The organism is Shewanella sp. MF05960, from assembly GCF_050849305.1.
Taxonomy (GTDB): Bacteria; Pseudomonadota; Gammaproteobacteria; order Enterobacterales; family Shewanellaceae; genus Shewanella.
The window spans coordinates 79181-105624 of sequence record NZ_JBOZPS010000001.1 but is presented as its reverse complement, the minus strand read 5'-3'; the positions used below and the strand labels follow the sequence as shown (position 1 = coordinate 105624).

At 43.5% G+C, this 26444-nt stretch carries 22 protein-coding genes; 15 read left to right on the top strand and 7 right to left on the bottom strand.

What is annotated here, in order from left to right:
• Positions 1–4 precede the first annotated feature (4 nt).
• Complete coding sequence (locus ACROAE_RS00460; RefSeq protein ID WP_432398959.1) at positions 5–1135, top strand: sodium ion-translocating decarboxylase subunit beta; 1131 nt, start codon at positions 5–7, stop codon at positions 1133–1135.
• Positions 1136–1470: 335 nt separating this feature from the next.
• On the opposite strand, the gene ACROAE_RS00455 is transcribed toward ACROAE_RS00460, so the two are convergent.
• Positions 1471–2718, bottom strand: coding sequence for a dicarboxylate/amino acid:cation symporter (locus tag ACROAE_RS00455; protein ID WP_432398958.1), 1248 nt, complete (start codon positions 2716–2718; stop codon positions 1471–1473).
• Between the two features lie 311 nt (positions 2719–3029).
• On the opposite strand from ACROAE_RS00455, the gene ACROAE_RS00450 reads away from it, so the two are divergent.
• The 5 genes from ACROAE_RS00450 (at position 3030) to ACROAE_RS00430 (ending at position 9533) form a co-directional block, all read left to right on the top strand.
• Complete coding sequence (locus tag ACROAE_RS00450) at positions 3030–3449, top strand: YqaA family protein (protein WP_432398957.1); 420 nt, start codon at positions 3030–3032, stop codon at positions 3447–3449.
• Between the two features lie 85 nt (positions 3450–3534).
• Positions 3535–6390: a M16 family metallopeptidase gene (locus tag ACROAE_RS00445; RefSeq protein ID WP_432398956.1), complete on the top strand. Its 2856-nt coding sequence runs from the start codon at positions 3535–3537 to the stop codon at positions 6388–6390.
• Positions 6391–6737: 347 nt separating this feature from the next.
• Positions 6738–8363: a glutamate--cysteine ligase gene (gene gshA, locus ACROAE_RS00440; protein WP_432398955.1), complete on the top strand. Its 1626-nt coding sequence runs from the start codon at positions 6738–6740 to the stop codon at positions 8361–8363.
• A 2-nt stretch (positions 8364–8365) separates the two neighbouring features.
• Positions 8366–8827: a hypothetical protein gene (locus ACROAE_RS00435; RefSeq protein ID WP_432398954.1), complete on the top strand. Its 462-nt coding sequence runs from the start codon at positions 8366–8368 to the stop codon at positions 8825–8827.
• Between the two features lie 106 nt (positions 8828–8933).
• Positions 8934–9533 carry a hypothetical protein gene (locus ACROAE_RS00430; RefSeq protein WP_432398953.1) on the top strand — a complete coding sequence of 200 codons (600 nt, stop codon included), beginning with the start codon at positions 8934–8936 and terminating at the stop codon, positions 9531–9533.
• 121 nt (positions 9534–9654) lie between these two features.
• Here ACROAE_RS00430 and purK read toward each other — a convergent pair whose 3' ends face one another.
• Both purK and purE read right to left on the bottom strand, forming a co-directional pair.
• Complete coding sequence (gene purK / locus ACROAE_RS00425) at positions 9655–10737, bottom strand: 5-(carboxyamino)imidazole ribonucleotide synthase (protein ID WP_432398952.1); 1083 nt, start codon at positions 10735–10737, stop codon at positions 9655–9657.
• Complete coding sequence (gene purE, locus ACROAE_RS00420) at positions 10737–11228, bottom strand: 5-(carboxyamino)imidazole ribonucleotide mutase (protein WP_432398951.1); 492 nt, start codon at positions 11226–11228, stop codon at positions 10737–10739. The genes purK and purE overlap by 1 nt, the downstream gene beginning before the upstream one ends.
• Positions 11229–11526: 298 nt before the next feature.
• Between purE and ACROAE_RS00415 the strand changes: the two genes are divergently transcribed.
• The 4 genes from ACROAE_RS00415 (at position 11527) to ACROAE_RS00400 (ending at position 18295) form a co-directional block, all read left to right on the top strand.
• Positions 11527–13332 (top strand): vWA domain-containing protein, encoded by a 1806-nt coding sequence (locus ACROAE_RS00415; RefSeq protein ID WP_432399203.1) that lies wholly within the window; start codon positions 11527–11529, stop codon positions 13330–13332.
• Between the two features lie 106 nt (positions 13333–13438).
• A complete protein-coding gene (locus tag ACROAE_RS00410) occupies positions 13439–13984 on the top strand; it encodes a sigma-70 family RNA polymerase sigma factor (RefSeq protein WP_432399202.1) in 546 nt (181 codons plus the stop codon).
• Complete coding sequence (locus tag ACROAE_RS00405; protein ID WP_432398950.1) at positions 13981–14838, top strand: hypothetical protein; 858 nt, start codon at positions 13981–13983, stop codon at positions 14836–14838. Before ACROAE_RS00410 ends, ACROAE_RS00405 begins: the two co-directional genes overlap by 4 nt.
• Positions 14839–14998: 160 nt before the next feature.
• Positions 14999–18295: a S41 family peptidase gene (locus tag ACROAE_RS00400; protein ID WP_432398949.1), complete on the top strand. Its 3297-nt coding sequence runs from the start codon at positions 14999–15001 to the stop codon at positions 18293–18295.
• Positions 18296–18468: 173 nt separating this feature from the next.
• Here ACROAE_RS00400 and ACROAE_RS00395 read toward each other — a convergent pair whose 3' ends face one another.
• Both ACROAE_RS00395 and ACROAE_RS00390 read right to left on the bottom strand, forming a co-directional pair.
• Positions 18469–18909, bottom strand: coding sequence for an OsmC family protein (locus ACROAE_RS00395; protein WP_432398948.1), 441 nt, complete (start codon positions 18907–18909; stop codon positions 18469–18471).
• Between the two features lie 200 nt (positions 18910–19109).
• Positions 19110–19760, bottom strand: coding sequence for a DsbA family oxidoreductase (locus ACROAE_RS00390; RefSeq protein ID WP_432398947.1), 651 nt, complete (start codon positions 19758–19760; stop codon positions 19110–19112).
• Between the two features lie 417 nt (positions 19761–20177).
• Between ACROAE_RS00390 and hpf the strand changes: the two genes are divergently transcribed.
• On the top strand, positions 20178–20534 hold the full coding sequence (gene hpf, locus ACROAE_RS00385; protein WP_188923838.1) for a ribosome hibernation-promoting factor, HPF/YfiA family: 357 nt from the start codon (positions 20178–20180) through the stop codon (positions 20532–20534).
• Positions 20535–21136: 602 nt separating this feature from the next.
• On the opposite strand, the gene ACROAE_RS00380 is transcribed toward hpf, so the two are convergent.
• Complete coding sequence (locus ACROAE_RS00380; RefSeq protein ID WP_432398946.1) at positions 21137–21862, bottom strand: YebC/PmpR family DNA-binding transcriptional regulator; 726 nt, start codon at positions 21860–21862, stop codon at positions 21137–21139.
• A gap of 421 nt (positions 21863–22283) precedes the next feature.
• Between ACROAE_RS00380 and ACROAE_RS00375 the strand changes: the two genes are divergently transcribed.
• Positions 22284–22532, top strand: coding sequence for a TIGR02922 family protein (locus ACROAE_RS00375; RefSeq protein ID WP_432398945.1), 249 nt, complete (start codon positions 22284–22286; stop codon positions 22530–22532).
• A 47-nt stretch (positions 22533–22579) separates the two neighbouring features.
• On the opposite strand, the gene ACROAE_RS00370 is transcribed toward ACROAE_RS00375, so the two are convergent.
• Complete coding sequence (locus ACROAE_RS00370; RefSeq protein ID WP_432398944.1) at positions 22580–23164, bottom strand: TetR/AcrR family transcriptional regulator; 585 nt, start codon at positions 23162–23164, stop codon at positions 22580–22582.
• Between the two features lie 145 nt (positions 23165–23309).
• Here ACROAE_RS00370 and ACROAE_RS00365 point away from each other — a divergent pair, with 145 nt between their 5' ends.
• The 3 genes from ACROAE_RS00365 to ACROAE_RS00355 all read left to right on the top strand — a co-directional run bounded on the left by ACROAE_RS00365 (position 23310) and on the right by ACROAE_RS00355 (position 26268).
• Positions 23310–24353 carry an alkene reductase gene (locus ACROAE_RS00365; protein ID WP_432398943.1) on the top strand — a complete coding sequence of 348 codons (1044 nt, stop codon included), beginning with the start codon at positions 23310–23312 and terminating at the stop codon, positions 24351–24353.
• Positions 24354–24584: 231 nt separating this feature from the next.
• Entirely contained in the window at positions 24585–25916 is a 1332-nt protein-coding gene (locus ACROAE_RS00360; protein ID WP_432398942.1) for a protein kinase, read from the top strand.
• Between the two features lie 160 nt (positions 25917–26076).
• Positions 26077–26268, top strand: a complete 192-nt coding sequence (locus ACROAE_RS00355) for a CopG family transcriptional regulator (protein ID WP_432398941.1) — start codon at positions 26077–26079, stop codon at positions 26266–26268.
• Positions 26269–26444 lie beyond the last annotated feature (176 nt).

Genomic DNA, 26444 nt, shown 5'->3' with positions numbered 1-26444 from the left:
CAAAATGGAAGGATTAATGGCCTTTTGGTCCGAAACGGGTATTGCCAATTTTTCTGGCGGCCAAGTATTGATGATGGCAGTAGGGTGTTTGTTATTATTTTTAGCCATTGTGAAAGGTTTTGAGCCACTTTTACTGCTACCTATCGGTTTTGGCGCTATTTTGGCCAATATCCCTAATGCAGGCTTTACTGAAGAAGGCGGCTTACTTTACTTTGCTTATCATGTCGGGATTGAGACAGGCGTGTTTCCGCTACTGATTTTTATGGGCGTAGGGGCATTAACCGATTTTGGTGCGCTAATTGCTAACCCGAAAACCTTGTTATTAGGTGCTGCTGCTCAGTTTGGTATTTTTGCGACCTTATTAGGGGCGATTGCACTTAATGCCGTGCCTGGGTTTTCATTTACGATGCAAGATGCTGCTGCCATAGCCATTATTGGTGGAGCAGACGGTCCAACGGCTATTTTCTTGGCTTCTAAGCTTGCACCGGATTTGTTAGGTGCTATTGCTGTTGCGGCCTACTCTTATATGGCATTAGTACCGTTAATTCAGCCTCCAATTATGAGATTACTAACGACCAAAGCAGAACGCTCAATTAAAATGGAGCAGCTGCGTGAAGTCAGCAAAAAAGAAAAAATCATCTTCCCTTTGATGGTATTGGGAATGACCATTCTGTTTTTGCCTGCAGCAACACCACTTGTTGGCATGTTCTGTCTTGGTAATTTGATGCGTGAATCTGGCGTGGTTGACCGTTTGTCTAAAACGGCACAAAACGAGTTGATCAACATCGTGACCATTTTTTTAGGGCTAGCTGTGGGATCAAAGTTATCAGCCGATCAGTTTTTACGCATAGAAACCTTAGGGATTTTAATCCTTGGCGCGGTAGCCTTTAGTATTGGCACTGCAACGGGTGTATTAATGGCTAAATTAATGTGTAAGCTGTCTGGCGGTAAAGTTAATCCGTTGATTGGCGCGGCTGGTGTATCTGCTGTACCTATGGCGGCGCGAGTGGTTAACAAGGTGGGTTTAGAGTCTAACGACCAAAACTTCTTGCTCATGCACGCGATGGGGCCAAATGTTGCAGGTGTGCTCGGTAGCGCTGTAGCTGCTGGGGTATTATTGGCTGTGTTAGGGTAATATTATCTGAATCACAGATTGGCTTATTTTTCAGATTGAGTTTCAAGGTTGAGATTCAAGATTAGCCTTAACATCCTGATTTAGATATTGGCATATCAAATTATTAACCGCCCAAATCTTAACCGGTTTGGGCGGTTTTATATTATGTATCTAGAGTTGAGATTATTTACTTAAGCGTGCTATGACTAACAGCGTTATCGCTATCGTGGGGTTAAAGCTGTCGAGTCCGAGATAGGGTATTGAAACCGTCAGACAATCATTAATCTATATCGTTAATATCATTAAGCCAGCACGTTAGTGCTGGCTTAATGATTTATATGTTCACATCGATAACGTTATGCGGTTTGTTCAACCGGCTTTTCATCAGCATAAAACTGCTCTACATCCAACTGACCTTCGCTTTTACCAATGACAACGGCCGTCATCATATCGCCTGTGACGTTAGTGGCAGTGCGGATCATATCGATAATACGGTCAATGGCCGCAATAAAGGCAATACCTTCAAGCGGTAAACCAATCACACCTAATGTCACCGTTAACATCACCATCGCACTACCAGGCACGCCCGCAGTACCCACCGAAGCTACCGTTGCGGTCACCGCAATCAGCATGTAATCGGTCATATCCAGTGGAATACCATAAATTTGCGCAATAAATATTGCAGCAATGGCAGGGTAAATTCCGCCGCAACCGTCCATGTTCATGGTTGCGCCTAGTGGCAGTACAAACGCGCTATAGCGTTTTGACACGCCCATGGCTTCAGTGCAGCGGGTGCTAGCCGGTAAAGTACCAAAACTTGATGCAGTACTAAATGCCACAACTTGTGCTGGCAATGCTTTGCGGAAAAACTGTATTGGGCTTAACCCCGCAGCAAACTTAACGAGGCCACCGTAAACAACAATAATGTGGATAAGCGCAGCAATATAAATCGCCATAATAAACTTACCTAACGGCAAAAGCGTACTTAAGCCATACTCGCCCACAACCCAAGCCATCAGTCCAAATACGCCGATAGGGGTTAATTTAAGTACCATGCGAGTTAACTGGAACATCACTTCAGCACCTGCTTCCATGATATTTTTAAGCGGAACGGCTTTTTCGCCCACGGCATTAATTGCAATGCCCACCAACGCAGCAAATACAATAATTTGCAACACGTTACCTTCAGCTAGCGAAGCAAATGGATTCACCGGGATCATGTTTAATAATACTTGCGCAAACCCAGGGATATCGCGTTCGCGCACTTCTGTGGTGGCCAGCGTCAGGCTACCGCCCATGTCGATAAGGCTACCAATGGTGAGACCGATAAACGAGGCAATGGTGCCAGTAAACATAAACATCGCTAAGGTTTTAAAACTTAAGCGCTTTAAATTACCTTGCGATCCTAGCGAGGTAATACTGACCACGATGGCACAAAATACCAGCGGCGCGACCAACATTTTGATGGCACTGATAAATAAATCGCCAAGGGGTTTTAGGATGACCGCCGATTCACCTAAACCAACACCGGTGAGGGTACCCAATACAAAACCAGCAATAACTTTTTGCCAAAACGGAATACGATTGAGCGTTTGCAGTATCATGTCAATTCCAAGTGTAAACCCACGGTGTTATGCCAAAGTCGATAGCATGTTAATGGGTTAAATAGCAGGCCATGGCGTTTAAAACGTCCAGAGGTCCCGCATAAGGTTAATAATTATTAATTGCATTGTATGAACTGAACTCATAGCCGACAACGTTATTTTGTTATAACTTATAAGAATAAGTGGGTTTGTTATTATAACTTTAAATTTTTTACGCTTTTTTAACCTATTTCAATAACAAAACCGATTTTTGTTGGTCGAAAGTATAGCCCGTTCACTCATAACCTTTTTACGAGATAATAAAACAAGTCATGACCAGTTTATGGATGATGTTCTCTGGCGCTTTTTTAGCGGCCACCTTATTACCGGGCGGCTCCGAAGTATTGCTGGTGGCGTTACTCAATGATACGTCGACAATGTGGCCTGAGTTGTTACTTATGGCGACGTTAGGCAATACGTTGGGCGCGCTGACTAGTTACGGCTTAGGCCGCGCTGGTCGGATGGCTAAAAATCCGCAAGACATTCAAAGTAAATCTCATCAAACCGCCTTGGTGTGGGTTGAACGTTACGGCATTTGGTCGTTGTTATTATCTTGGTTGCCACTCGTGGGTGATGTGCTATGTCTACTTGCTGGCTGGTTAAAGTGGCCTCTAGTGGCATCAACATTATTGATGTTTGTCGGAAAAATATTACGTTACAGTGTGATTGTTTTCATCTTTCTGTCGGTATGACAATATGAAATGAATCTCGAATTAATAGGCTAGCGCAACAAGTTCCTTGTGCGTTAGACGCTTTGCTAAAAGGATGGACTCGATTTTGAAACTACATTTAAAAAAATGGTTATTGGCCAGTGCCATCAGTGCAGCTCTTGCAGGCTGTGCATATGATGGGCAACAAGCATCATCATTGCCTCAAGGCGTCAGCTTAATTGAAGCCGTTACCCAGGCAGAAAACCAAGTGAGTATTCCCTATAAAAAGTACCAACTTGCAAATGGCCTGACGGTGATTTTACATCAAGACAAGTCAGATCCATTAGTGCATGTTGACGTGACTTATCACGTAGGCTCAGCTCGTGAGCTTGCAGGTCGCAGTGGTTTTGCGCATTTATTTGAACACATGATGTTTCAAGGCTCTGAGCATGTCGCAGACGAGCAGCATTTTAAAGTGGTGACCGAGTCTGGTGGCACACTTAACGGTACCACTAATACCGACCGCACTAACTATTTTGAAACCGTACCGAGCAATCAACTCGAAAAAATGCTCTGGCTAGAGTCAGACCGCATGGGCTTTTTATTGCCAGCATTAACCGACAAAAAATTTGAAGTACAACGCGAAACCGTTAAAAACGAACGTGCCCAACGCATCGACAATCGCCCTTATGGGCGCTTAAATGAACGCTTCAATCAAGCTCTTTATCCCGCGGGTCATCCCTATTCTTGGCCGGTTATTGGTTGGCCAGAAGATTTAGACCGTGCTACTGCAAACGATGTTAAGCACTTTTTCCAACGCTGGTACGGCCCCAACAATGCCACATTAACGATTGGCGGCGACTTTGATGAAGCGCAAACTTTAGCCTGGATTAACCAATACTTTGGTGAAATTCCGCGTGGGCCAGAAGTCAAACCAGACGAAAAAACGTCAGTGACATTAGATAAAACTCGCTATATTTCGATGCAAGACAAAGTCCATTTGCCGTTACTTTATATTGGTTTTCCAACCGTGTATGCCCAGCATCCAGATGAAGCCGCACTCGACTTATTGGCCAATATATTAGGTGGCGGTAAAACCTCACTGATTTATAAAAACCTCGTTAAAGAAGGTTTTGCCGTACAAGCCGGTGTCAGCCATCCTTGCCAGGAACTAGCATGTCAGTTGTCTTTGTATGCGGTTGCAAACCCCGCTAAAGGCGGTAATCTCGCTGACATTGAAACCAAGGTTAACCAGACTATTGCTGAGTTTGAGCAACGTGGCGTGACCGATGATGACTTACAAAAAGTCAAAGTGCAGTTTGAAGCCGATACCATATTTGGCATGCAAAGTGTGCAAGGTAAAGTGTCTACATTAGCGGCTAACCAAACTTTCTTTGGTCAGCCAGATATGGTGGCCTCTGATTTAGCCCGATATGCCAATGTGACTAAAGCAGATGTCATGCGAGTGTTTAATACTTACATCAAAAACAAACCTATGGTGGTCATGAGCATAGTGCCAGAAGGGCAAACGCAATTAATTGCCCATGCTGATAACTTTGAGCCGACAGTGCTACCAATAGCGCAAGATGCGGTAACGGGGTTAACAAACATCGCATTTGCTAAATCATCTTTTGACCGCAATAACATGCCAGCATCTTCAGCCGCGCCGTCACTGACAGTGCCGCAGCTTTGGCAAGCTAAGCTTGAGAACGGCATTAACGTGATGGGCACAGAAAGTAACGAAACGCCGACCGTAGAGTTATTAATTTACCTAAACGGCGGTCATCGCCTCGCAACGCTTGATAAAGCCGGCGTGGCCGATTTAACTGCTTCAATGTTAAATGAGTCAAGTCTTAAGCGCAGCAGCGAAGAGCTTGCTGGTGCATTAGACATGCTAGGCTCAACCATTAGCTTTGGCGCGAGTAGTGAGCAAAGCTACATTAAAGTATCGAGCTTAACTGAAAATCTAGATGCTACCTTAGCATTGGTTGAAGAGCGTTTATTTAGCCCAGGTTTTTTACAAGCTGATTTTGACCGTGTTAAGCAACAGGCAATACAAGGTTTACAGCATCAATTGTCAGATCCTAACTACATTGCCAGCAGCGGATTTAATGAGCTACTTTACGGGCGTCAAAGCCCAATGGGCATTAGCAGCAACGGTACTGTAGCATCGTTATCGGCTATGACCTTAGATGATGTAAAGCAATATTATCAGCAGCAATATCGTGCCGGTAACGCGCAGATGGTCGTGGTGTCAGATTTAAACCAACAACAAATATTGCCTAAATTATCAGTGTTTTCACAATGGCAAGGTGATGCAACTCAAGTCGCTAAGTTACCTGATGTACCTGTGCACCCCAAAAACACCATTTATTTAATCGATAAACCAGGTGCTGCACAATCGGTGATTACCATTGGCAAAACATCGTTAATTTACGATGCCACAGGCGATTACTTTAAAGCTTACCTGATGAACTACCCATTAGGTGGTGCTTTTAATAGCCGTATTAACTTGAACCTACGTGAAGACAAAGGCTACACCTATGGCGCAAGAACCATGTTTGTCGGTGCCGAAGATTCGGGTGAGTTTATGGCTTACGCCAGTGTGCGTAGTGATGTGACAGCAAATGCTTTAGTCGAGTTTGTAAATGAGATTAACGCTTATCAAGCAAGCGGCATGAGCGACGATGAGCTAAACTTTATGCGCAGCTCGATTGCACAAAGCCAAGCACTTGAGTACGAAACGCCGTATCAAAAAGCAGGATTTTTGCGAATGATTCAACGTTATCAACTCGATAAAAACTTTACCCAAAAGCAAGATGAAATCGTTAACAATATCACGACAAAAGAGTTAAACCAGCTTGCGAGTAAGTTATTGAATCTCGACGATATGGTAATGCTCGTTGTCGGCGACAAAGCCAGCATTGAACCGAGTTTACGCGCACTGGGTTATCAGGTTGAAACAGTAACACTTGCCCAGTAGTTGAACACTTGATACGCTCCGAGTTAACACTGGCACTTGAAACAAGCCAGTGTTAACCTCATATTGTTATGCCAGAGGCGATGCTTACTGGCTTTTTTTAATGTCATTGACCAAACTAATCGCCATCGTTCGTATTAGCTCATCAACGTCGGTCATTAAAGTATTTGAACGGCTTAGGCCTTATAAACGGTAACCGTAGCGTGTTGCCGTTTTTATTTTATTCAGCGTAGCTAGCAAGATGACTAGTTCACGTAGAGAAACATTTTTTGCGAATTTAGTAACAATATCCTTTATTATCAGGTCTAGCTGTTTACTCGCAATGCGAATCCATAAAAGAGAGTAATAAATTGAAGTCTTTCAATGAAAAAGTCGAACACTTAAGCGACACTCAAGGCCGAGAGGCATTATTGGGCATGTTACGTGGTATTGAACGTGAAGCATTGCGTATTGATGAAAAAGGTCATTTAGCTCAAGACGAGCATCCAAAAGCGCTTGGTTCAGCATTAACCAACTCGCGGATCACCACAGATTACAGTGAAGCATTACTCGAATTTATTACTCCTGTAAGTAAAAGTATTGATGATTTACTTGAAGGCTTAACTCAAACTCATGCTTACAGCGTTCGCAATCTTAATGGTCAAAAATTGTGGCCAGTCAGCATGCCTTGTTTTGTCGGTGACGTCGCTAGCATCCCCGTTGCGCGTTATGGCACTTCCAATACCGGTAAGATGAAAACGTTATACCGTAAAGGCTTAACTCACCGATATGGTGCCCTCATGCAAATTATTGCGGGTGTGCATTTTAACTTTTCGGTATCCAATGATTTATGGCAACGTTTGTATGACGACAAAATTGCTAACGGCAATGGCACCGCGTGTTGCAGCAAAAGTATCACTTTTGATGATTTTGTTTCAGAGTCTTATTTTGGCATGATCCGTAACTACCGCCGCCTAGTGTGGGTGTTACCGTATTTATTTGGTTCATCGCCTGCGTTATGTAGCTCGTTTATTAAAGATCAAGAAGTCGACTTTGAGTTTGAAAAAACCGGAAAGGGCACCTTATATTTGCCTTATGCAACCTCGTTGCGTATGAGTGATTTAGGCTACACCAATAAAGAGCAAGACACGTTAAATATCAGCTACAACTCATTGCCAGAATATCTCGAAGGTGTGGGCGCCGCGATTAAGATGCCATCGAAAAAGTTTGCTCAAATTGGGGTTAATGTTGATGGTGAGTTCCGTCAACTTAACAGCAATATTTTACAAATTGAAAACGAGTTTTATGCACCAATTCGTGCCAAACGAGTGACAAAGAAAGGCGAAAAGCCTTCGCAAGCATTGGCGCGGGCAGGGGTTGAATACATCGAAGTGCGCGCATTAGATGTGAACCCGTTTAGCCCAGTCGGTATTGATGCAACACAAGTGCGCTTCCTCGACTTATTTTTATTACATTGTTTACTGTCACCTTCAGAAGACACTGATGCTGTTGGCGAAGCTGAAATCGCTGCTAACTTAAAAGCGGTGGTGCTAGAAGGGCGAAAACCAGGATTAATGTTGCAACGTAATGGCCAAGCCATAGGCTTAAATCCATGGATGCATGAGTTGTTTACCGAGTTATCTACCCTTGCGGTATTACTGGACGGCGATGATAGCCATGCTTATCAAACGGCGTTGAGCTCATGGAAAGAAGCGATTGACGATCCAGATAAAACCTTATCGGGCCGTGTGATGAATGAAGTGGTTGTAAAAGGCACCGATCATAGTGTGTGGGTAAAGCAACTTGCCGGAGACTATCACGAGTTTTTAAGCCATTATCCGTTAAGTGAAGCGACTGAAAAGGGCTATGCCGACGAAGCCAAAGCTTCGTTAGTTGAACTGCAACACATTGAAGATCAGCCTCAAGATACGTTTAGTGAGTTTTTAAAGCAGTATTTTAAAGATGTCGTGCCAGCAGGCACGTTTGAGGTTAAATAAACATGCAAAGCAAGTTATCTTGGCGCCGCTTAGCATCACCTGTTGCAATGTGTTTATCGATAACTATATTGCAAGGGTGTGCTTCGTCGCCAGATGACATCGCCGCCTGTGGCACTGTGTCGAGCTACTTAGCGCCCGATAACAGTGCCCAGCTGTACCGCGTTGTGGTGACCCATCTTGATGGTGTACCAGTAATTTCCAGACCCAACTACCCACTTTCTGTCGGTAAACACGAGTTTACTGTCGCTGAGCTCATTAACGCGCCAGAGCTCAAAGTGTCATTAGCGGCTCGTAAAGTTAAAGTGCTTAGCGTTGATGTGAGCGCCGACCAACGCTACCACATTGCCGCTCAATTCAATATCGACCGAATTTATATTGGTTCAAATCAAGGTTATTGGCAGCCAATTGTTTGGCAAACAGAATCACATGAGTGTGAAATGAAACGCAAACCTGAATTGCATTAATGGTTTATTGATGTAAAACTCACCAGCATCATCATAGGCTTAGGTTGTTAACTTGAGTGTCATTTTGGCTAGCGTGAGTTGTTCATTAAGTGCAAATAGAGGTGTTATGAAGCTTTTTTTAGCTATTATTAGCTCAGTCGTATTACTGCAACTATCAGGTTGTGCCACCTCTCCGCCAAAAGAACCAGACAACATTTGTTCCATCTTTAAAGAACACAGCTCCTGGTACGATGCTGCGGTTGATACCCGAGAAAAGTGGGGTGTGCCAGTGCATATTCCATTAGCGATGATGTATCAAGAAAGTGGCTTTAGACATAATGCAGCGCCGCCAATGGAATACTTTTTAGGATTCATTCCAACGGGTCGCGCGAGTGATGCCTATGGTTATGCTCAGGCTAAAAACATGACCTGGGACGACTACGTAAGAGAAACCGGTAACAGTTGGTCAAGTCGCAGCGACTTTGACGATGCGATGGATTTTATGGGCTGGTATATCTATAAAACCAATAAAGTGAATGGCGTGTCTAAATGGGATGCTAAGAATCAATATTTAAATTATCACGAAGGTTGGAGCGGTTATAAACGCGGCTCTTATAAAGCGAAGAAATGGTTAATCCCTGTTGCCAACAAAGTTGACCAACGCGCCAGACGTTACGCGGCCCAATACGGTCAATGCAAAGACGATTTAGATTCATCCTGGTGGTGATGAACCACCCTAATTAATTGAATTTATTTAAAGTTGTCAGTCATAAAAAAAGGAGCCTAGGCTCCTTTTTTCGTCGTTAATCAGATTTCGTCGTTAATCAGATTTCGTCGTTAATAAGATATTAAGCAAATTCAGCCAAAATCCAATCTAATGGTGCCTGGTATTGCTGTGGCATCCAGTTTTTTAGTTGGCTTATGCTGTCATCTAACATGGCTTTATTGTGCACCGACAAGTTTAAGTGACCCACTTTTCGGCCAACTCTGACGTCTTTGTTGTACCAAAATAACTCAGCATTAGGCAGGCTTAACCAGCGGTCGTCTTTATCAACGCCAATTAAGTTAACCATCACACATTGAAAATTAACCTGTGGTTGATGCATAGGTAAATTGCACAGCGCGCGTAAATGCAGTTCAAACTGGTTAATGTGACAGCCAGCCTGAGTCCAATGGCCTGAGTTATGCACTCTTGGTGCAAGCTCGTTAACCATTAAATGTTCACCAACTCTAAAACACTCCATCGCCATTACGCCCACATATTCAAGGCCGTTCATCACCTTGCTTAACATGGTTTCCGCTTCCGCTTGTAGCGGTGCTAAACGGCTTAGTGGCGCTATCGATGCCATTAAAATACCGTCTTGATGCAGATTGAGTGTTAAAGGGTAAAACAAACAACGGCCATCCTGGGTGCGCACACCCACTAATGACACTTCTTCGTCAAAATTAATCGCTTGCTCGGCAATGGCTTCATTGCGCCAATCATCAGGAATCGTGGTTGCTTCGACCTGTTTTAACCAATGTTGACCTTTACCGTCATAACCGCCTGTGCGACGTTTTAACAATACCCGTTCACCATAAGCACTGTGTAGTGTTTCGGTGCTGGTATTGCCATCGACTAATTGCCACGGTGAGGTTGCCACCGACAATTCATCTAACAGGCTTTTTTGCGTAAAACGATCCGCTAAACGACCAAATACAGGGCCGTTGATAAAATGTGGGTGCTGGCTTAATTGCAAACTGAGTTGCGATTCTGGCCATTGTTCACGTTCAGCAGTAATAATGTCGTCGGCCAGTAGCGGTAATTGCACATCAGATGGGGTCATAATATCAACTGGACGCACATTAATGCCCAGTGGCTGCCCTGCATGGCTGAGCATTGCGCCTAATTGACCATCGCCTAATACCCAAAGATTTTTTGGCAATGTCATTAGTCTTCTCTCGGATCGGGATTATCTAGAATAGAGCGAGTTTGCTCATCGCGAAACGCCTCTAAGCGCGCAGCTAAATCAGCGTCAGTAAGGGCTAAAATTTGGCTAGCCAGTAGGCCTGCGTTAAATGCGCCGGCAGTACCAATGGCTAAAGTGCCAACCGCAATCCCTTTAGGCATTTGAACAATAGACAATAAGCTGTCCATGCCTGATAACGCCTTACTTTGCACTGGCACACCTAATACAGGTAAACGAGTTTTAGAGGCGATCATACCTGGTAAATGGGCTGCTCCGCCTGCGCCACCAATAATGACTTTATAGCCTTTATCTGCAGCAGAACTTGCAAATTCCATTAGCTTGTCTGGTGTTCGGTGAGCTGAAACAACTTCAACATGATAAGGCACTTGGAGCTTATCCATTATTTCAGCGGCGGCTTCCATTGTCGGCCAATCACTTTTCGAACCCATTACAACAGCAACTAGGGCTTGCATGTTAACTCCTTAATGTACTTATTCTATTAGTATATTTTGTTAATTCACTGGGTAAATAACCCGAGCGATCAACCTCAATATTAAGGCGATAAAAAAGGGGCTAGATAATAGCATAAGCCGTGCGCTATTGGCTGCACTTCAGTGTTTCTTGAGGCTAACACTCAGTTTCTAAATACGAAAACTGTTTTGTGATGTTTAAGTAACTAAAAAATACCATTCAAATAACCCTTTTTGAATTTGCACTCGTTAATAGTCAGTAACGACACAACAGACGCTTAATCAAAAGGGCACCATTATGATGGATTATCAGCACGTATTTAACCGAAGTATGTTGGCACTATTAATCAGTGGCATTGTTATGGGCGGCTGCGCAAAAGAGTCAAGCGATTCCGCTCAGCACCAGCAAGGTCAGAGTCATTCCACTATGAGTGCCCCTGAACCCATAGCCGCGAAAAAAGATCTACCAGTGAGCGATTATCAGCTAAAACCACAACAAGCTGAAATAATGATTTCTGCAAAGGAACAAGCTCATCGACTTGTTAAACAGCGCCAACAATTGAGTGAAGCGAATGTGATGGCCAGTGTCATGCCAATGCACAGCGAGAATCGCCACCTAAGCTCTGCGCCTATCAATAATGATAAATTTGCCGCAGTGGTGCAAAACGGCAATATGGTGGCGGCTGAAACGCCAGTTTCAACGTTTTCAATCGATGTTGATACCGGAAGTTACAGCACCACTCGCAGTATGATTAATCAAGGCCAATTACCGGCTAAAGACAGCGTGCGAGTCGAGGAGTTGATTAACTACTTTAGCTACGATTATCCAGCGCCAAGTGATGCCGATGCGCCCTTTAATGTCACCACAGAATTAGCGCCATCGCCCTACAATCAAGACTCGCAATTATTACGCATCGGTATTAAAGGCTATGATATTGCCGCTGAGCAACTCGGTGCCAGTAATCTGGTGTTGTTGTTAGATGTGTCTGGGTCAATGTCATCACACGATAAACTGCCATTATTAAAACAAGCACTATTAATGCTCAGCCAGCAATTGTCGGCACAAGATAAAGTCTCGATTGTGGTTTACGCGGGTGCCAGTGGGATAGTGTTAGATGGTGTTGCCGGTAATGACTTTACGGCAATCAGCCATGCGCTGAATCAGTTAACTGCTCAAGGTGGCACCAATGGCAGCCAAGGGATACAACTCGCGTATCAAATGGCACAGAAGCATTTTATTGAAAACGGCACTAATCGCGTTATTTTAGCCACCGATGGCGACTTTAACCTCGGCATGACTGACCATCAGCAGCTGGTGGATTATGTGGCAAAACACAGTAAAAGCGGGATTGGGTTATCGACGCTAGGTTTTGGTTTAGGGTCTGGTAATGGTGGTTATAACGACCATTTGTTGGAGCAATTGTCGAATAAAGCCAATGGCCAATATGCCTACATTGATACCTTAAATGAAGCGCGTAAAGTGTTGGTTGATCAGCTCAGTGCCACCTTGTTAACTATTGCGCATGACGTCAAAGTGCAAGTAGAGTTTAACCCTGCAGTGGTATCAGAATACCGCTTAATCGGTTACGAAAACCGTTTATTAAATCGCAGCGACTTTAACAATGACGCCGTTGATGCTGGCGAGATTGGTGCAGGCCACAGTGTCACCGCACTATACGAGTTACGCTATAATGACAGCCACAATAAGCTAGTTGATCCGCTGCGTTACTCTGCATCAACGGTTGCTGATGCTGATGTTGCGATAAATACCGATGAAGTGGCTTTTCTCAAACTGCGTTATAAAGCCATTGGCGGCCAAGCAAGTCAGTTATTAACTTATCCAATTAGTCGGCAGCAACAATTAAACCACTTACAACAAGCCAGTGAAGACTTGCGCTTTGCCGCTGCGGTAGCCGGATTTGGCCAATTGCTCAACCATAATAATTATGTCCACGATACTGATTATGCTAAGTTAATTGCACTTGCCGAATCGGCAATGGGCCAAGACAGTTTTGGTTATCGCCATGAGTTTGTACAGTTATTGAAAACGGCCAAAGTATTGTCTGAGCAAACTGCATTGACCGTTAACCCTACTAACCCATACTAAGGATAAAATGGTGCCAACACTCATACAGTCAAAAGATGCACAGCCAAAAGATGCGCTGCCCAAAGATGACATTTTAGTGCCTCAAGCCGGTAGTGACGAGCAACTTATGCTCGACTACCAGGCTGGAAACATCAGTGCATTTGACGCGCTATATCGTAAACACAAAGGCCCTTTATATCGTTATTTTGTTCGTCAATTACGTGACCAACAATTAGCTGAGGATTTGTATCAAGACACCTGGGGCAAAGTCATCAATGCCTCGTCGCAATATCAAGTCAGCGCTAAATTTACGACTTGGCTGTATAAAATTGCCCACAATTTACTGATTGACCATGTGCGGGCGGTTAAGCCCCTCGATAAGGTAACCGCACTTGGCGAAGATAAAACCATGGACAGCCTGCAAGCTGATGATCAAACTTCGCCCGAGCCACAAGTTGAGCAACAGCAACAGGCCAACATGATAAAAGGGTGCATAGCCAAGTTACCCGCTGTGCAAAAAGAAGCATTTTTACTCAATATCGAAATGGGCATGACTGCAGCCATGATCAGCGACATTGCTAACGTCACCCTAGAAGCAACCAAAAGCCGCATTCGTTATGCTTATCAAAGTATTAAACAATGTATTGCGAATCAATTGCAGGAGATAACATGATGAATAAGCCACAAGATCATGATGCAGAGTTCACAGCATTACAAACCGAAATTAAAGATGCTTACCATCAACAACCATTAGAGCAACCCTCAGCAGAACTAGATGAAGCCATATTAGCCAAAGCGCGTTCAGGTGCTAATGTAACTAAAGCTACCCGTTCAGTAAAAAAATCAATCTGGCAACGCAATGCATGGGTGTTTTCAAGCGCAGCCTCGGTATTGCTGGTGGCGGGACTATTTATCTTAAACCCAAGTTTACAAAAGCAGTTTGGCACAGACTTAGATCAACATTTACCTGAACCGTCGGCATCATTTAAGCCGCTTAAATCGAAAGTAGATGCTCCTCAAGTCTCTGAGTCACCTATTGAAGATGCCACAGCTGCAGAATCGATTGCCGTACAGGGATTATCGATGAGTGCTACACCAATGGATACCCAAAGTGTTAATCGTCAATCGATCAGTGAAGAAAGCCGTAATGAGAGCACTGAAGCAGCTAATATTACTGGATCTGTTGGTTCTCAAATGGCAGACAAATCGTCTGCGGTAATGAGTGCTGCGCCAGCTAACGTCAATCCACAAGCACAAAAGAAAGCCCTGCAACTGCAATCTAGTCGCCATGCCAAAGAGGTACAACAAGTGAAACAATCATTTAATGGTTCACTAAAAGGGGACATTGAGTTAGATACTGCCGATGTTGCCTTGGAACGTTTAACCGTATTGATGGCCGACAATAAACTTATCCAGGCAGAGCGTTATATGATCACCATCGATCAACGCTTCCCTGAGCTATCAGACCCGTCGCATCCACTTTATGAGCAATACCATAAAATCGTACTGCAATTGACTTCGCAATAAGCAAAATATCAGAATCTGAAGGTTAGAAAATACCCACGGCTAAGCAATGATTGCTTAGCCGTTTTTGGTTACATTTTTGTGCTGCAAAAAATGGCATAAGTCTGATAATGTGAAAACATCGTTAAAAAGGCCTTAAACAGAATAAAGGAAACACTTCGTCATGAAACTTCGCCGCTCTGTAACACATTGCATGTTGGCTTTAGGCACATTAGCCTGCTCATCAATGATCTTCGCCAATGCATCAAATCAAGGCTATTACCGTGCGCCAGCGCTGCATGACCAAACGGTAGTCTTTACCGCAGAAGGCGACTTGTGGACCACACAACTCAATCAAGGCAACGCTAACATCAAAGCCAGTCGCTTAACCAGTTTGGCGGCAGAAGAGCTCGATGCCACTATTTCTAAAGATGGCAAATGGGTGGCTTATACCGCCAATTACGAAGGTGCTACCGAAGTGTATGTCATGCCAATTACAGGCGGCGTGGCTAAACGCGTGAGCTTTGAAAACAGCCGAGTGCGCCTACAAGGTTGGACCGCCGCTGGTGAGGTGTTGTATTCCACCGACAATGCCTTTGGCCCTGCTAACTTTTGGGTACTTAAAACCGTTAATCCACAAACCCTAACGTTAACCGACTTGCCATTAGCCGATGCTTTTGAAGGCACTATCGATGATAAAGGCGAGTATGTGTATTTTACTCAGTTTGGCCTGCAAGTGAGTGGCGACAATGCCAAAGTGTATCGCGGTGGCGCCAAAGGCGAAATTTGGCGTTATAAGATTGGCAGTAAGCAAGAGGCACAACAATTAACCGCCGCTCATGAAGGCTCTGTCAAACAGCCGATGGTATGGCAGCAACGGCTGTATTTTGTCAGCGACCAATCGGGTAACGACAATATTTGGTCAATGAGTGTGGATGGCAAAGACATCAAACAACATACCCAATATACCCAATGGCAAGTGCGTGACGCCCAACTCGATAATGGCCGGATTGTGTTTCAGCAAGGCGCAGATATTAAGTTGCTCAATTTAGCCGACATGGCCGAAAACACGCTTGATATCGAACTCACTAGTGACTTTGCTCACCGCCGTGAACAATGGGTTAACGACCCAATGGATTACGCTACCTCGACCGTGTTTGCACATCAAGGCGACAATGTGGTGATTACCGCTCGCAGCCATGTCGCCATTGCCAGTAACGACGGTCGCCGTTTAGTGCAAATCGACTCGCCAGCAAACAGTCGCGTGCGCGATGCATTATTAAGTGATGACGGCAAATGGGTATATGGCATTAGTGATGCCTCTGGCGAACAAGAAATTTGGCAATATCCAGCAGACGGCTCAGCTGGGGCAAAACAACTGACTAAAGACGGCAACACCCTGCGCACTAGCTTATCGTTATCACCTAATGGCCGCTATTTAGTGCACGACGATTACATGGGCAATGTGTGGTTACTGGATTTAACTCGCAACAACAATCAAAAAATAATCGAAAATGGTGAAGGTTTAGGCCCTTATCAAGACATAAAATGGTCTGGCGACAGCCAATTTATTGCGTTAACGAAATCAGAAATCGGCAAACAGCGTCCGCAAATTGTGTTGTATTCCATTAACGAATCAAAATCACAAACCTTAACCACAGACAAATACGAGTCGTTTTCGCCTAGTTTTAGTGATGACGGTAAATGGCTTTATTTCTTGTCTAACCGCGAGTTTAAAGCCAATCCTGGCTCGCCCTGGGGCGACCGTAATATGGGGCCTATTTTTGACAAACGTACTCAAATATTCGCCTTAGCGTTAGATGCTAAAGCGTCGTTTCCGTTTGCTAAACCCACTGAGCTAACCGTTAACAACGGTGCGAAAAAAGCCGATAAAACAGATCAAGACAGTCCAGCGAAAACCAAAGTCGACTGGGACGGATTAAATCAGCGTTTATGGCAAGTGCCAGTCGATGCCGGCAACTACAGCAGTTTAACGGCAACTAAAGATAAGCTGTATTTATTGGACGTTAGCCAGGATAAAAGCGAGCTAAAGCTGGTTAAGTTTGATGCACAACAACCAAAAGTAGAGACCTTTAGCGACGATGTTGGCCAATATGCATTGGCAAAAGACGGCAGTAAACTCATGCTGCGCAAACAATCTGATCCTAAAAACATCATAATTGTTGATGCAGGCGACAAATTACCGACTGACGTGTCAAAGGCTAAAGTCAGTACCGATCAATGGCAGTTAAGCATTTCGCCACAACAAGAGTGGCAACAGATTTTTGAAGATGCCTGGCTTATGCATCGCGACTCATTTTTTGACCCTAAAATGCGCGGAGTAGACTGGCAAGCTGCCAAAGCCAAGTACCAGCCATTAGTAGACAGACTCACCGACCGTAACGAGCTTAATGACATTTTCATGCAAATGATGGGTGAACTTAACTCATTACACTCGCAAGTGCGTGGTGGCGACATTGCGCAAGATAAAGACGTTGCTAAAGCCGCGGCGTTAGGTGCCAGGTTAACGCAAACCGATAACGGGGTGGTGATTAGTCATATTTATCAAACCGACAATGAGCTGCCATTATCAACATCACCGCTTGCCCGTATTGAAGTTGATGCCCAAGAGGGCGACGTGATCCGTGCGATTAATGGTAAAAATATCGCTTCAATTGCCGATGTCACCCAGTTGCTGCGTAATCAAGGCAATAAACAGGTTTTATTAGGGCTACAACGTGGTAAAAATTCGATTAATACCGTAGTCACCCCACACGATAGCGCGACAGATGCCAAATTACGTTATCTAGATTGGGTAGAGCACAACGGCGCCAAAGTCGCTAAAGCCTCTAAAGGCAATATTGGTTACTTACATCTGTATGCGATGGGCTCGGGTGATGTTGAAAGCTTTGCCCGCGAGTTTTATACCAACTACGACAAAGATGGGTTAATCATTGATGTTCGCCGTAATCGTGGCGGCAATATCGACAGTTGGATTATTGAAAAACTGCTTCGCAGAGCATGGGCATTTTGGCAACCAACCCATGGCAGCACCAATGCCAACATGCAACAAACGTTTAGAGGCCATTTAGTGGTATTGGCCGATCAGATGACTTATTCAGACGGCGAAACCTTCTCTGCCGGTATTCGCGCGCTTAATATTGCGCCCATTATTGGTAAGCAAACGGCTGGTGCTGGAGTGTGGTTGTCGGGGCGAAATTCTGTCACCGACAATGGCATGGCACGTGTTGCTGAATACCCACAGTATGCAATAGATGGTCGCTGGATTGTTGAAGGCCACGGCGTTGAGCCAGACATTGAAGTCGATAACCTACCTTATGCGACGTTTAGTGGTAACGATGCGCAGCTTGAGGCGGCTATCAGTTACTTAAAAGATGAGTTGGTACAACAACCTATTGCGCCATTACAAGGTTTACCTATGTCAAAAACAGGTAAAGCGGGCGACATAAAAACCCAATAGGTTTAGTGTTTCCATGCTTGCAAGCAAAGGCAGTAAGCACGTTTGTTAGCACAGTATTTAAGCACTGTATGTCAGTAAAAAAATGCCCCTGCCAAATTCAATTTGGTAGGGGCATTTTTATTAATGATGAAACATGAGCTTGGCATTAAACCTAACGAGGGTTAATGCGTTGCTTAATTGGTTTTAATCTCTACTTCACAGGCAACTGAGTTAGCAATAAAGCAGTTGGCATGGGCTTTTTCATGTATTTTATCTAAGGTTTCCTGGTCCACTTCAATGCCTTCAGCAAAGGTCACTGTTGGTTCAAGGGTCATTTTTACTACCGCCACTTTACCCGCTTCATTTTTACCTAAATCGGCAGTCGCATGGTCAACATAGCTCAACACGGGCAGTCGCTTTAAATGGGCAATCGCTAAAAAAGTCAGCATGTGGCACGACGACAACGCAGCTAATAAGCTTTCCTCTGGGTTCACTTTTTCTGCATTGCCTTTGTATTCTGGTGCTGATGACGCCTGAATCGTTTGCCCAGTACCAAACTTAACCTCATGATCGCGATTAAACTCACCTTCTTCGCTGGGTGACGATTGCCAATTTATTGTTGTTTTAAAGCCCATTTCGTACTCCAAAGCCACTGTTATATTTAGTGATATTTATGACGACTCAATGTACCGTTTACTGTCAGAGCGAAGGTGAGTAAAACGATAACCTATTATGCTAGATTCAACACCAAGCGCGTGCAAAAGTCTATGAGGCAGATCGAAAAAAAAGCTTTCAATCTGCCACTTCTCATTAGGTTTAAGTCATCTTAGGGGAATTACGCCGCGTCAGTAGTCAACTTCGTGATTAACTCTGCGATTGTCGCGGGCTCTTGTGCGCCAGACACTAAATATTGCTGATTAAATACAATGGCGGGTACGGCCTGAATGCCGCGACTAATCCACAATTGTTCTTCCTCTTTGACAGCTGCTTCAAAGCGTTTATCTGTGAGTACGGCACGTGCTTCAACTGCATCCAAGCCAACCTTTGTCGCAGCTTCAATGAGCACTTCAATATCATCTGGGTTTTTCTGCTCGGTAAAGTAGCTGGTGAACAACGCCAGCTTCAGCTCAGTTTGTTTACCAGACTCAGCAGCCCAATACAGCAGCTGGTGGGCAAGTAGGGTGTTATAAATACGCGATGAGTCTGAAAAGTTAAATTCAAAACCTAAATCGGCACCCATTTGAGTGAGTCGCTGTCTATTTTGTGCACTCTGTTCTGGTGTTGAACCGTACTTTTCGGCAATGTGCTCGCCTAAATGTTGACCATCTGGTCCCATTGCAGGATTGAGTTCAAAAGGGTGCCATTGCAGTGTGACATCGATATCGTCAAATTGGCTCAATGCTTGTTCAAGACGGCGATAACCTACAATGCACCATGGGCACATTACGTCTGAAACGATGTCAATTTGGAGTGATTTTGTTGCCATGGTCGTTCCTATTAATGATTAATTCGGCTTAATTTAGCTAAACCTAAAAAATAAAAATTGCTATATTTGCTTATAAATTAACTGCTTTTAGCGGTTAATTGATGGGTTTATCACCATTTGTATAAACAACACAAAAGTTGCACCCAATGGAGATAAAAATGTGTCTATACTTAAACAGTAATCTGATGTTTAATCAATGTAGGGGTTAGGTCTATTTGATATAGCCCATGCGAGTTGGTTTTAACAATATTGATTTTGATGCACATGTCACATGATTAAATTAACCACTTGTGATTTAACCGACATGCCCCATGTCTAATAATGTAAGCATGCATTTGTACAACGAAGTTATTTATGTCAGCATGCATCTGTACCACGCGATATATTTGGCAAGTAAAATTCTGTTAAGGACAATCTATGAAAATAAATCTTTCTGGTCACCATGTTGATGTTACTGATACTGTCAAACAACACGTAGAAGAAAAATTCGCTAAAATAGCTAGCCATTTCCCAACGCTTATTTCGCTAGATATCATCATCGCTAAAGAGCATGGTGAATATGATGTTGAAATTCGAACCAACTACGAAGGAACTCGAATTGCTGCAAAAGGTAACAACGCAGTAATGTATCCAGCCATTACTAGCGCTGCTAAAAAATTAGATGCTGCACTGAAACACCGTAAAGGCCAACTTAAAGCAGATTTACATGAAAAGCCGGACGTTACGGCGCCTGAAATCGCTTATGAAAAAGTACAAGAGATGGACCTACGTTAATCGTTGATTAACTCGGTTTATTCCCCAAAAAACGCAGCTTACTGGCTGCGTTTTTTATTGTCTAACGTTTATGAAGTGGGTAAAAGAAGACGCTCATTCATGTCGGTGTTATACCAATCTGCATTAATAAGTAACCATTCAGAATGCGTCCAGCGGTTTTTGATTAAGACGTCACTATGGCGTCATCGTTATTCCCAAATAACGAGACCCAGAGCAAAAGCTGCTGGGGCATTCCTTTCTGGCGAATTTTAAAAGGGCTGACACTGCGTTGTATGACGTCGAAAGAGAACCGCTAGTCATTCAGTCATGCGCCTTGTTTAAGCTCTTTACACTCCCGCAGAGTCATCACTTATTAATGCGAAATGGGATTAACCTTGGATCACAATGTAGAGACGCATGCCGATAACAGTCCGCCTATTTCAAACGTACTGTAGCGGCTAAGATTTCATTGCATCTGACGGAATCGATAATTAAGATTTATATTAAAAAGGTAATGGCTTTGAAGGTATATGGTGAGTCTTTAGCGCGTAAATTGTGAGGGGGAGGGGTGTAGCATTAAGCTGTAAAGTGCCCCAAACAGGGCACTTAAACAGCCAATCGAATTATGCTTCGTCGCTAAACTCGACATTGTGGTAAACGTTTTGTACGTCATCACAATCATCAAGAGCCGCTAAAAACTTTTCAAAACTTTCAACATCGTCGCCAGTCAATTCAGTCATTGTTTGCGGTACAAATGCTAAGTTTTCTACCTTAAAGTCAATCTCAGGAAAGGCTTCTGTCAAGGCTGTACGTACATTGTTAAACTCTGATACTGGTGCAAAAACGCTGACGATGCCATCTTCTAGTTCAACGTCGGTCACATCTACGTCAGCCATCATCAATAATTCTAGAATGGCTTCATCGTCTTCGCCTTCAAACACAAATACGGCTTGATGCTCGAACATATGGCCAACAGTACCAGGGCTACCTAATTTGGCGTCGTTTTTAACAAAAGCCTGACGAACCTGAGTAAAGGTGCGGTTACCGTTGTCGGTTAAGCAGTCCACTATCACCATACAGCCGCCTGGGCCAAAACCTTCATAACGGGCAGTATCATAATCTTCACCACCACCACCACGAGCTTTTTCAATGGCACGTTCAATTACGTGTGCGGGTACTTGGTCTTTCTTTGCGCGGGTAATCAAGCTACGTAGTGCGAGGTTACCATCAGGGTCAACACCGCCTTTAGCACAAATATAAATCTCTTTGCCGTAACGTGAGTAAATTCGTGTCTTTTGGCCAGCGGTTTTCGCCATGGATTCTTTTTTATTTTGATATGCTCTGCCCATCTTAATCTCGTTTTAATAAATGTTTAAGGCTAAAAATTGTCATCGATTCTAGCAGGAATATGTGGTGCTGTTTAGGTGCTGGTTCTAAATTTTGTATTAATATAGGTATATAGGCTTGATAACACGATAAATATCCTTATTAGGGCCGTTGCGAGGAGTGTGAGTTTGCTCGAAATACCATGATTTACACATCAGATGTGTTAAGTTTATGTATCAAGTGAGGCCAATCAATAATACAATTTAGCTATATGGTATCGATTACCTACTATAATTAAATAATAAGAGAAAGGACTTCTCTGTGACAATGTTCATGGAATCATGTCTGAGTTTATTGTCATTTATTCTGAGTTGATGTTGATATTTTACAAGTATCAATATCATTTATGCACCGTTCATACATGCTAGAAATGAGAGTCCTATTATGAAATCCGAATCTGCAGATGCAGGTCAAGTATCAAGCGCAACAGTCACCGTGCTGTTTTATGAAGCACCCGCCGGCCTTGAAATGTATAACGCTGTGTTAACTGATCTTGACGTTAGCAAAACGGGTCGTGTGATGATCCCTGAATCTTTTCGACGCGGTAAATCAATTATTGCAGTACTCGAAGGGGAATGCACAATACTGAACTCATTAGGCGAGCGTGTGTATTCTCAGCGTACCGTTGGCTAATCTATCTCAGTTACTTACCAACATAAAAAGACACTCACGTGTCTTTTTTATTGTCTGATTAAATCCGCTAGCAGTTTGTCTGCCAAGGGCTGTAATACTTCTAGGTAAGGTTGAGTATTGGCAACTGTGCGTAAACCGTAAATCCCCATCACCAAATATTGTGCTAAAAACTCACTGTCGCTGTGCTGCGAAATCAGTTGCTGTTGTTTAGCTGTATCAAAAATATGTGCTAAAGCCTGATGCCAAGATTGTAAAAAATTACAGGTTATTTGCTTAATCTGTTCATCTTGCTCACCCATTTCGCTTAACGACTTGGTTAATAAGCACGATTGGGTCGCATCGCAACTTAAGCCCTCTTTCACAATTAATGCTAGGTAATCGCCGAGGTTGTCTAAGGCTGAACGCTCATTAACAAACAGTTGTTGAAACTGTTCGTTGCGGTCTTGTTGATATTGCTCAATAGCGGCAATAAATAAGCCTTTTTTATTATCAAATGCACAATAAATTGACCCAGGATGTAATCCTGTCGCTTTGGTGAGATCCTGCATGCTTGTTTTCGCGTATCCATTCACCATAAAGGTACACATCGCAGCGCGTAACACTTTTTCTTTATCAAATTCAGCATGTCTCATGTTCGGCCACTTTTGGTCAATAACAAAGCGTGATAACTCATATGTCTTGAGTCTAACTAAATTTGATCGACTATTCAAAAAATACTTGAATGTATGTTCAATTAAGAATATTCTTGAATACATATTCAAGAAAGGAGATCGTCACATGACGGCCAGTTTATTTACACCTTACAAACTCAATGAAACCCTAACATTATCAAACAAGATTTTAATGGCACCATTAACGCGTTGTATGGCGGATGATGACTTAGTGCCGACACAGCAGATTGCTGATTATTATGCGCGCCGTGCAGAGGCGGGATTGATCATCAGCGAAGCGACGATTATTCGTCCTGATGGCCAAGGTTATCCAAATACTCCAGGTTTATTTACGCCAGCTCAAATAGAGGGTTGGCGTGTCGTGACCGATGCAGTGCATAAAAATGGTGGCAAAATATTTGCTCAGTTATGGCATACCGGTCGTGTTGCTCATCCACACTTTTTTGGTGGTGGAGACGTATTGTCTGCTTCAGCTCAAGCAGTTGAAGGCACAGTGCCAAGAATGCGCGAATTAGTGTACCAAACCCCAAAAGCAGCAACGTTAGAAGATATCAAACAACTCGTCATCGATTATGCCCAAGCAGCAGCTAATGCGATTGATGCCGGTTTTGACGGTGTAGAAATTCATGGCGCAAATGGTTATTTAATTGACCAGTTTTTACATCACGACAATAACCGCCGCGAAGATGAATACGGTCAAACACCTGAAAACATGTCACGCTTTGCCTTAGAAGTCGTTGATGCTGTTATCGCTCGCATTGGTGCAGACCGCACTGCGCTGCGTGTATCGCCTGGTGCCTATTTCAATATGGCCAGCGATCCACGTGACCGTGATGTGTTTGACTATTTATTACCTGAGTTGGCCAAGCGTAACTTAGCATTTTTACACGGTGGTATTTTTGACGACTCAATGGAGTTTGATTACTTAGGTGGCCGCATTTCAACCTACTTACGCAGTGTTTATCGCGGTACGTTAGTCGGTGTTGGTAGCTACACAGCCGAAACGGGTAGTGTTGCAATTGAAGCGAATAAGTTTGATTTGTTAGCTATTGGTCGCCCGTTTATTGCTAACCCAGATTACGTCGCAAAAGTGCGTGATGGCGTCGAACTTGTGCCTTATGCAGACACCATGTTAGCTGAATTGATTTAAGTTTTTGTTGTTTGCGTGGTTAATCCTTACGGATTATATAAGCGTATTTTTGTAGGAACCCACTTGTTGTCATGCTAATGCCAATGAGTGGTGCTAAATAATCAGCCCCAATTTGTGTATTTTAGCATCCGTCTTGACCACAGCCTTTGCTGTGGTCTTTTTTTTGCCTTAAATTTGTCTCTGCTGGCACTGTCTATTACTATGTCGACAATTTTGGTAAAGAGTCACGTCATGCAAACATTACAACAACTAAACGATGGCCTGCTATTGGGTGCTAAGCAAGTTAAAATAGCACAAGGGTTAACAGTATTTCCCGGCAAACTATTTGAATTAGCAGACTCGCTTGAAGTGCTCGATTTAACTGACAATCAATTGTCATCGTTACCTGATAATTTTGCCGATTTACATCAGTTAAAAATCCTGTTTTTGTCGAATAATCTCTTCGAACATTTACCCGATGTGCTTGGCCAGTGTCCAAAATTAGAAATGATTGGCTTTAAAGCCAACCAAATTCGAACGGTTTCAGAAGCATCTATTCCCAAGCAAACCCGCTGGTTAATTTTAACCGACAACAAGATTGAACAACTGCCAGACAGTTTGGGTCAATGTCATCGTCTTGAGAAACTGGCATTAGCGGGCAATCGCTTAACTTCGCTTCCGAGCAGCATGGTAAATTGCCATCAGTTAGCGTTAATCCGTTTGTCTGCTAACCAGCTTACCGAGTTACCTGATTGGTTATTTAGTTTACCTAGGCTGGCGTGGTTAGCATTTTCTGGTAATCGTTTTAGCCATGTTGAACATTGTGATAACACGCGTGTGCCCACTATTGAGTTAGGCCAATCTAGCTTAGGTAAATTATTAGGGCAGGGAGCATCTGGGTTAATCTATCAAGCTAGATTACATACCGAACCTAAGGCGTTACCGACGTCTTTAGCCGCTATTGCCCAAGATGATGTCGCAATAAAGCTGTTTAAGGGCATGATAACCAGCGACGGTTACCCTGCAGATGAACTAGATTGTTGCTTAACTGCTGGCGATCACCCTAATTTAATCAATGTATTGGCACAGATTAACCAGGCTGATCAATTAGGCTTAGTGATGCAGCTTATTCCGCCAAGCTACGCAAATTTAGGTTTACCGCCATCCTTAAAAACCTGTAGTCGAGATACCTTTGAAGCCCACACCCGTTTTACCTGGCAACGGATTGTTAAGATAGGTTCTCAAATGGCAGATACCTTGGCTCACTTACATCAAAATGGCATTAGCCATGGCGATATTTATGCGCACAACATCATGATAAACCCTCAAGATAATGTGTTATTTGGCGATTTTGGTGCAGCGTCTAACCTCAATAAATTTACCCCCGAGTACCAGCAGTTAATGCAAGCTATAGAGGTCAGGGCATTTGGTAACCTGATTGAAGACATGCTAAATCTGGTTGAACATCCTCATAGCCCCAAGGCGCAAGTTCTACATCAATTGGTGCAAGATTGTTTGCGGCCTAACTTAAGCGCCAGACCGAGTTTTAATGACCTTAAACAACAGCTAGCCAGCATGGCTTAAGTTGCCACTATGATGGTGCTTAGCAATGTAACTTGTATTACTAGGCGGCATTGCTGAGCACCATTATTTAGTAAAATTGAATATCCACTGTGAAATATGGTCTTTAACCTATCACTGCATTATAATCAAATTATCATGTTGCAATTAAAGGTCATCACCAGTGGAAAACAAAACTGCCCGTTTTACTGTATTAATGGACCCGCTAAAAAAGCAGGCATTTGAGAAATTGTGTGCGGCACAAGATCTCACTCCATCACAAGTTACCCGCCAGCTTATTCGTGAATATCTCGAAAAACACGATGTCAGTTTTGGTGACAATCAAAGCCGACCGAACCCTCAAGTTAAAAGCTAATCTATCGCATTTTATGGTGGAGTGTTAACTGGGCTTAACCGCTTAGGCTAGTTAAATTGTGATAATAGCATTATAATGTTATTACAATTTAAGGTGAGGTGGTTTTAGTGGCTATCTCATGCCAATCGATAATGCTTTTCGAACAGTGCCTTAGCTCCTTTATCTGGTTCGACTTA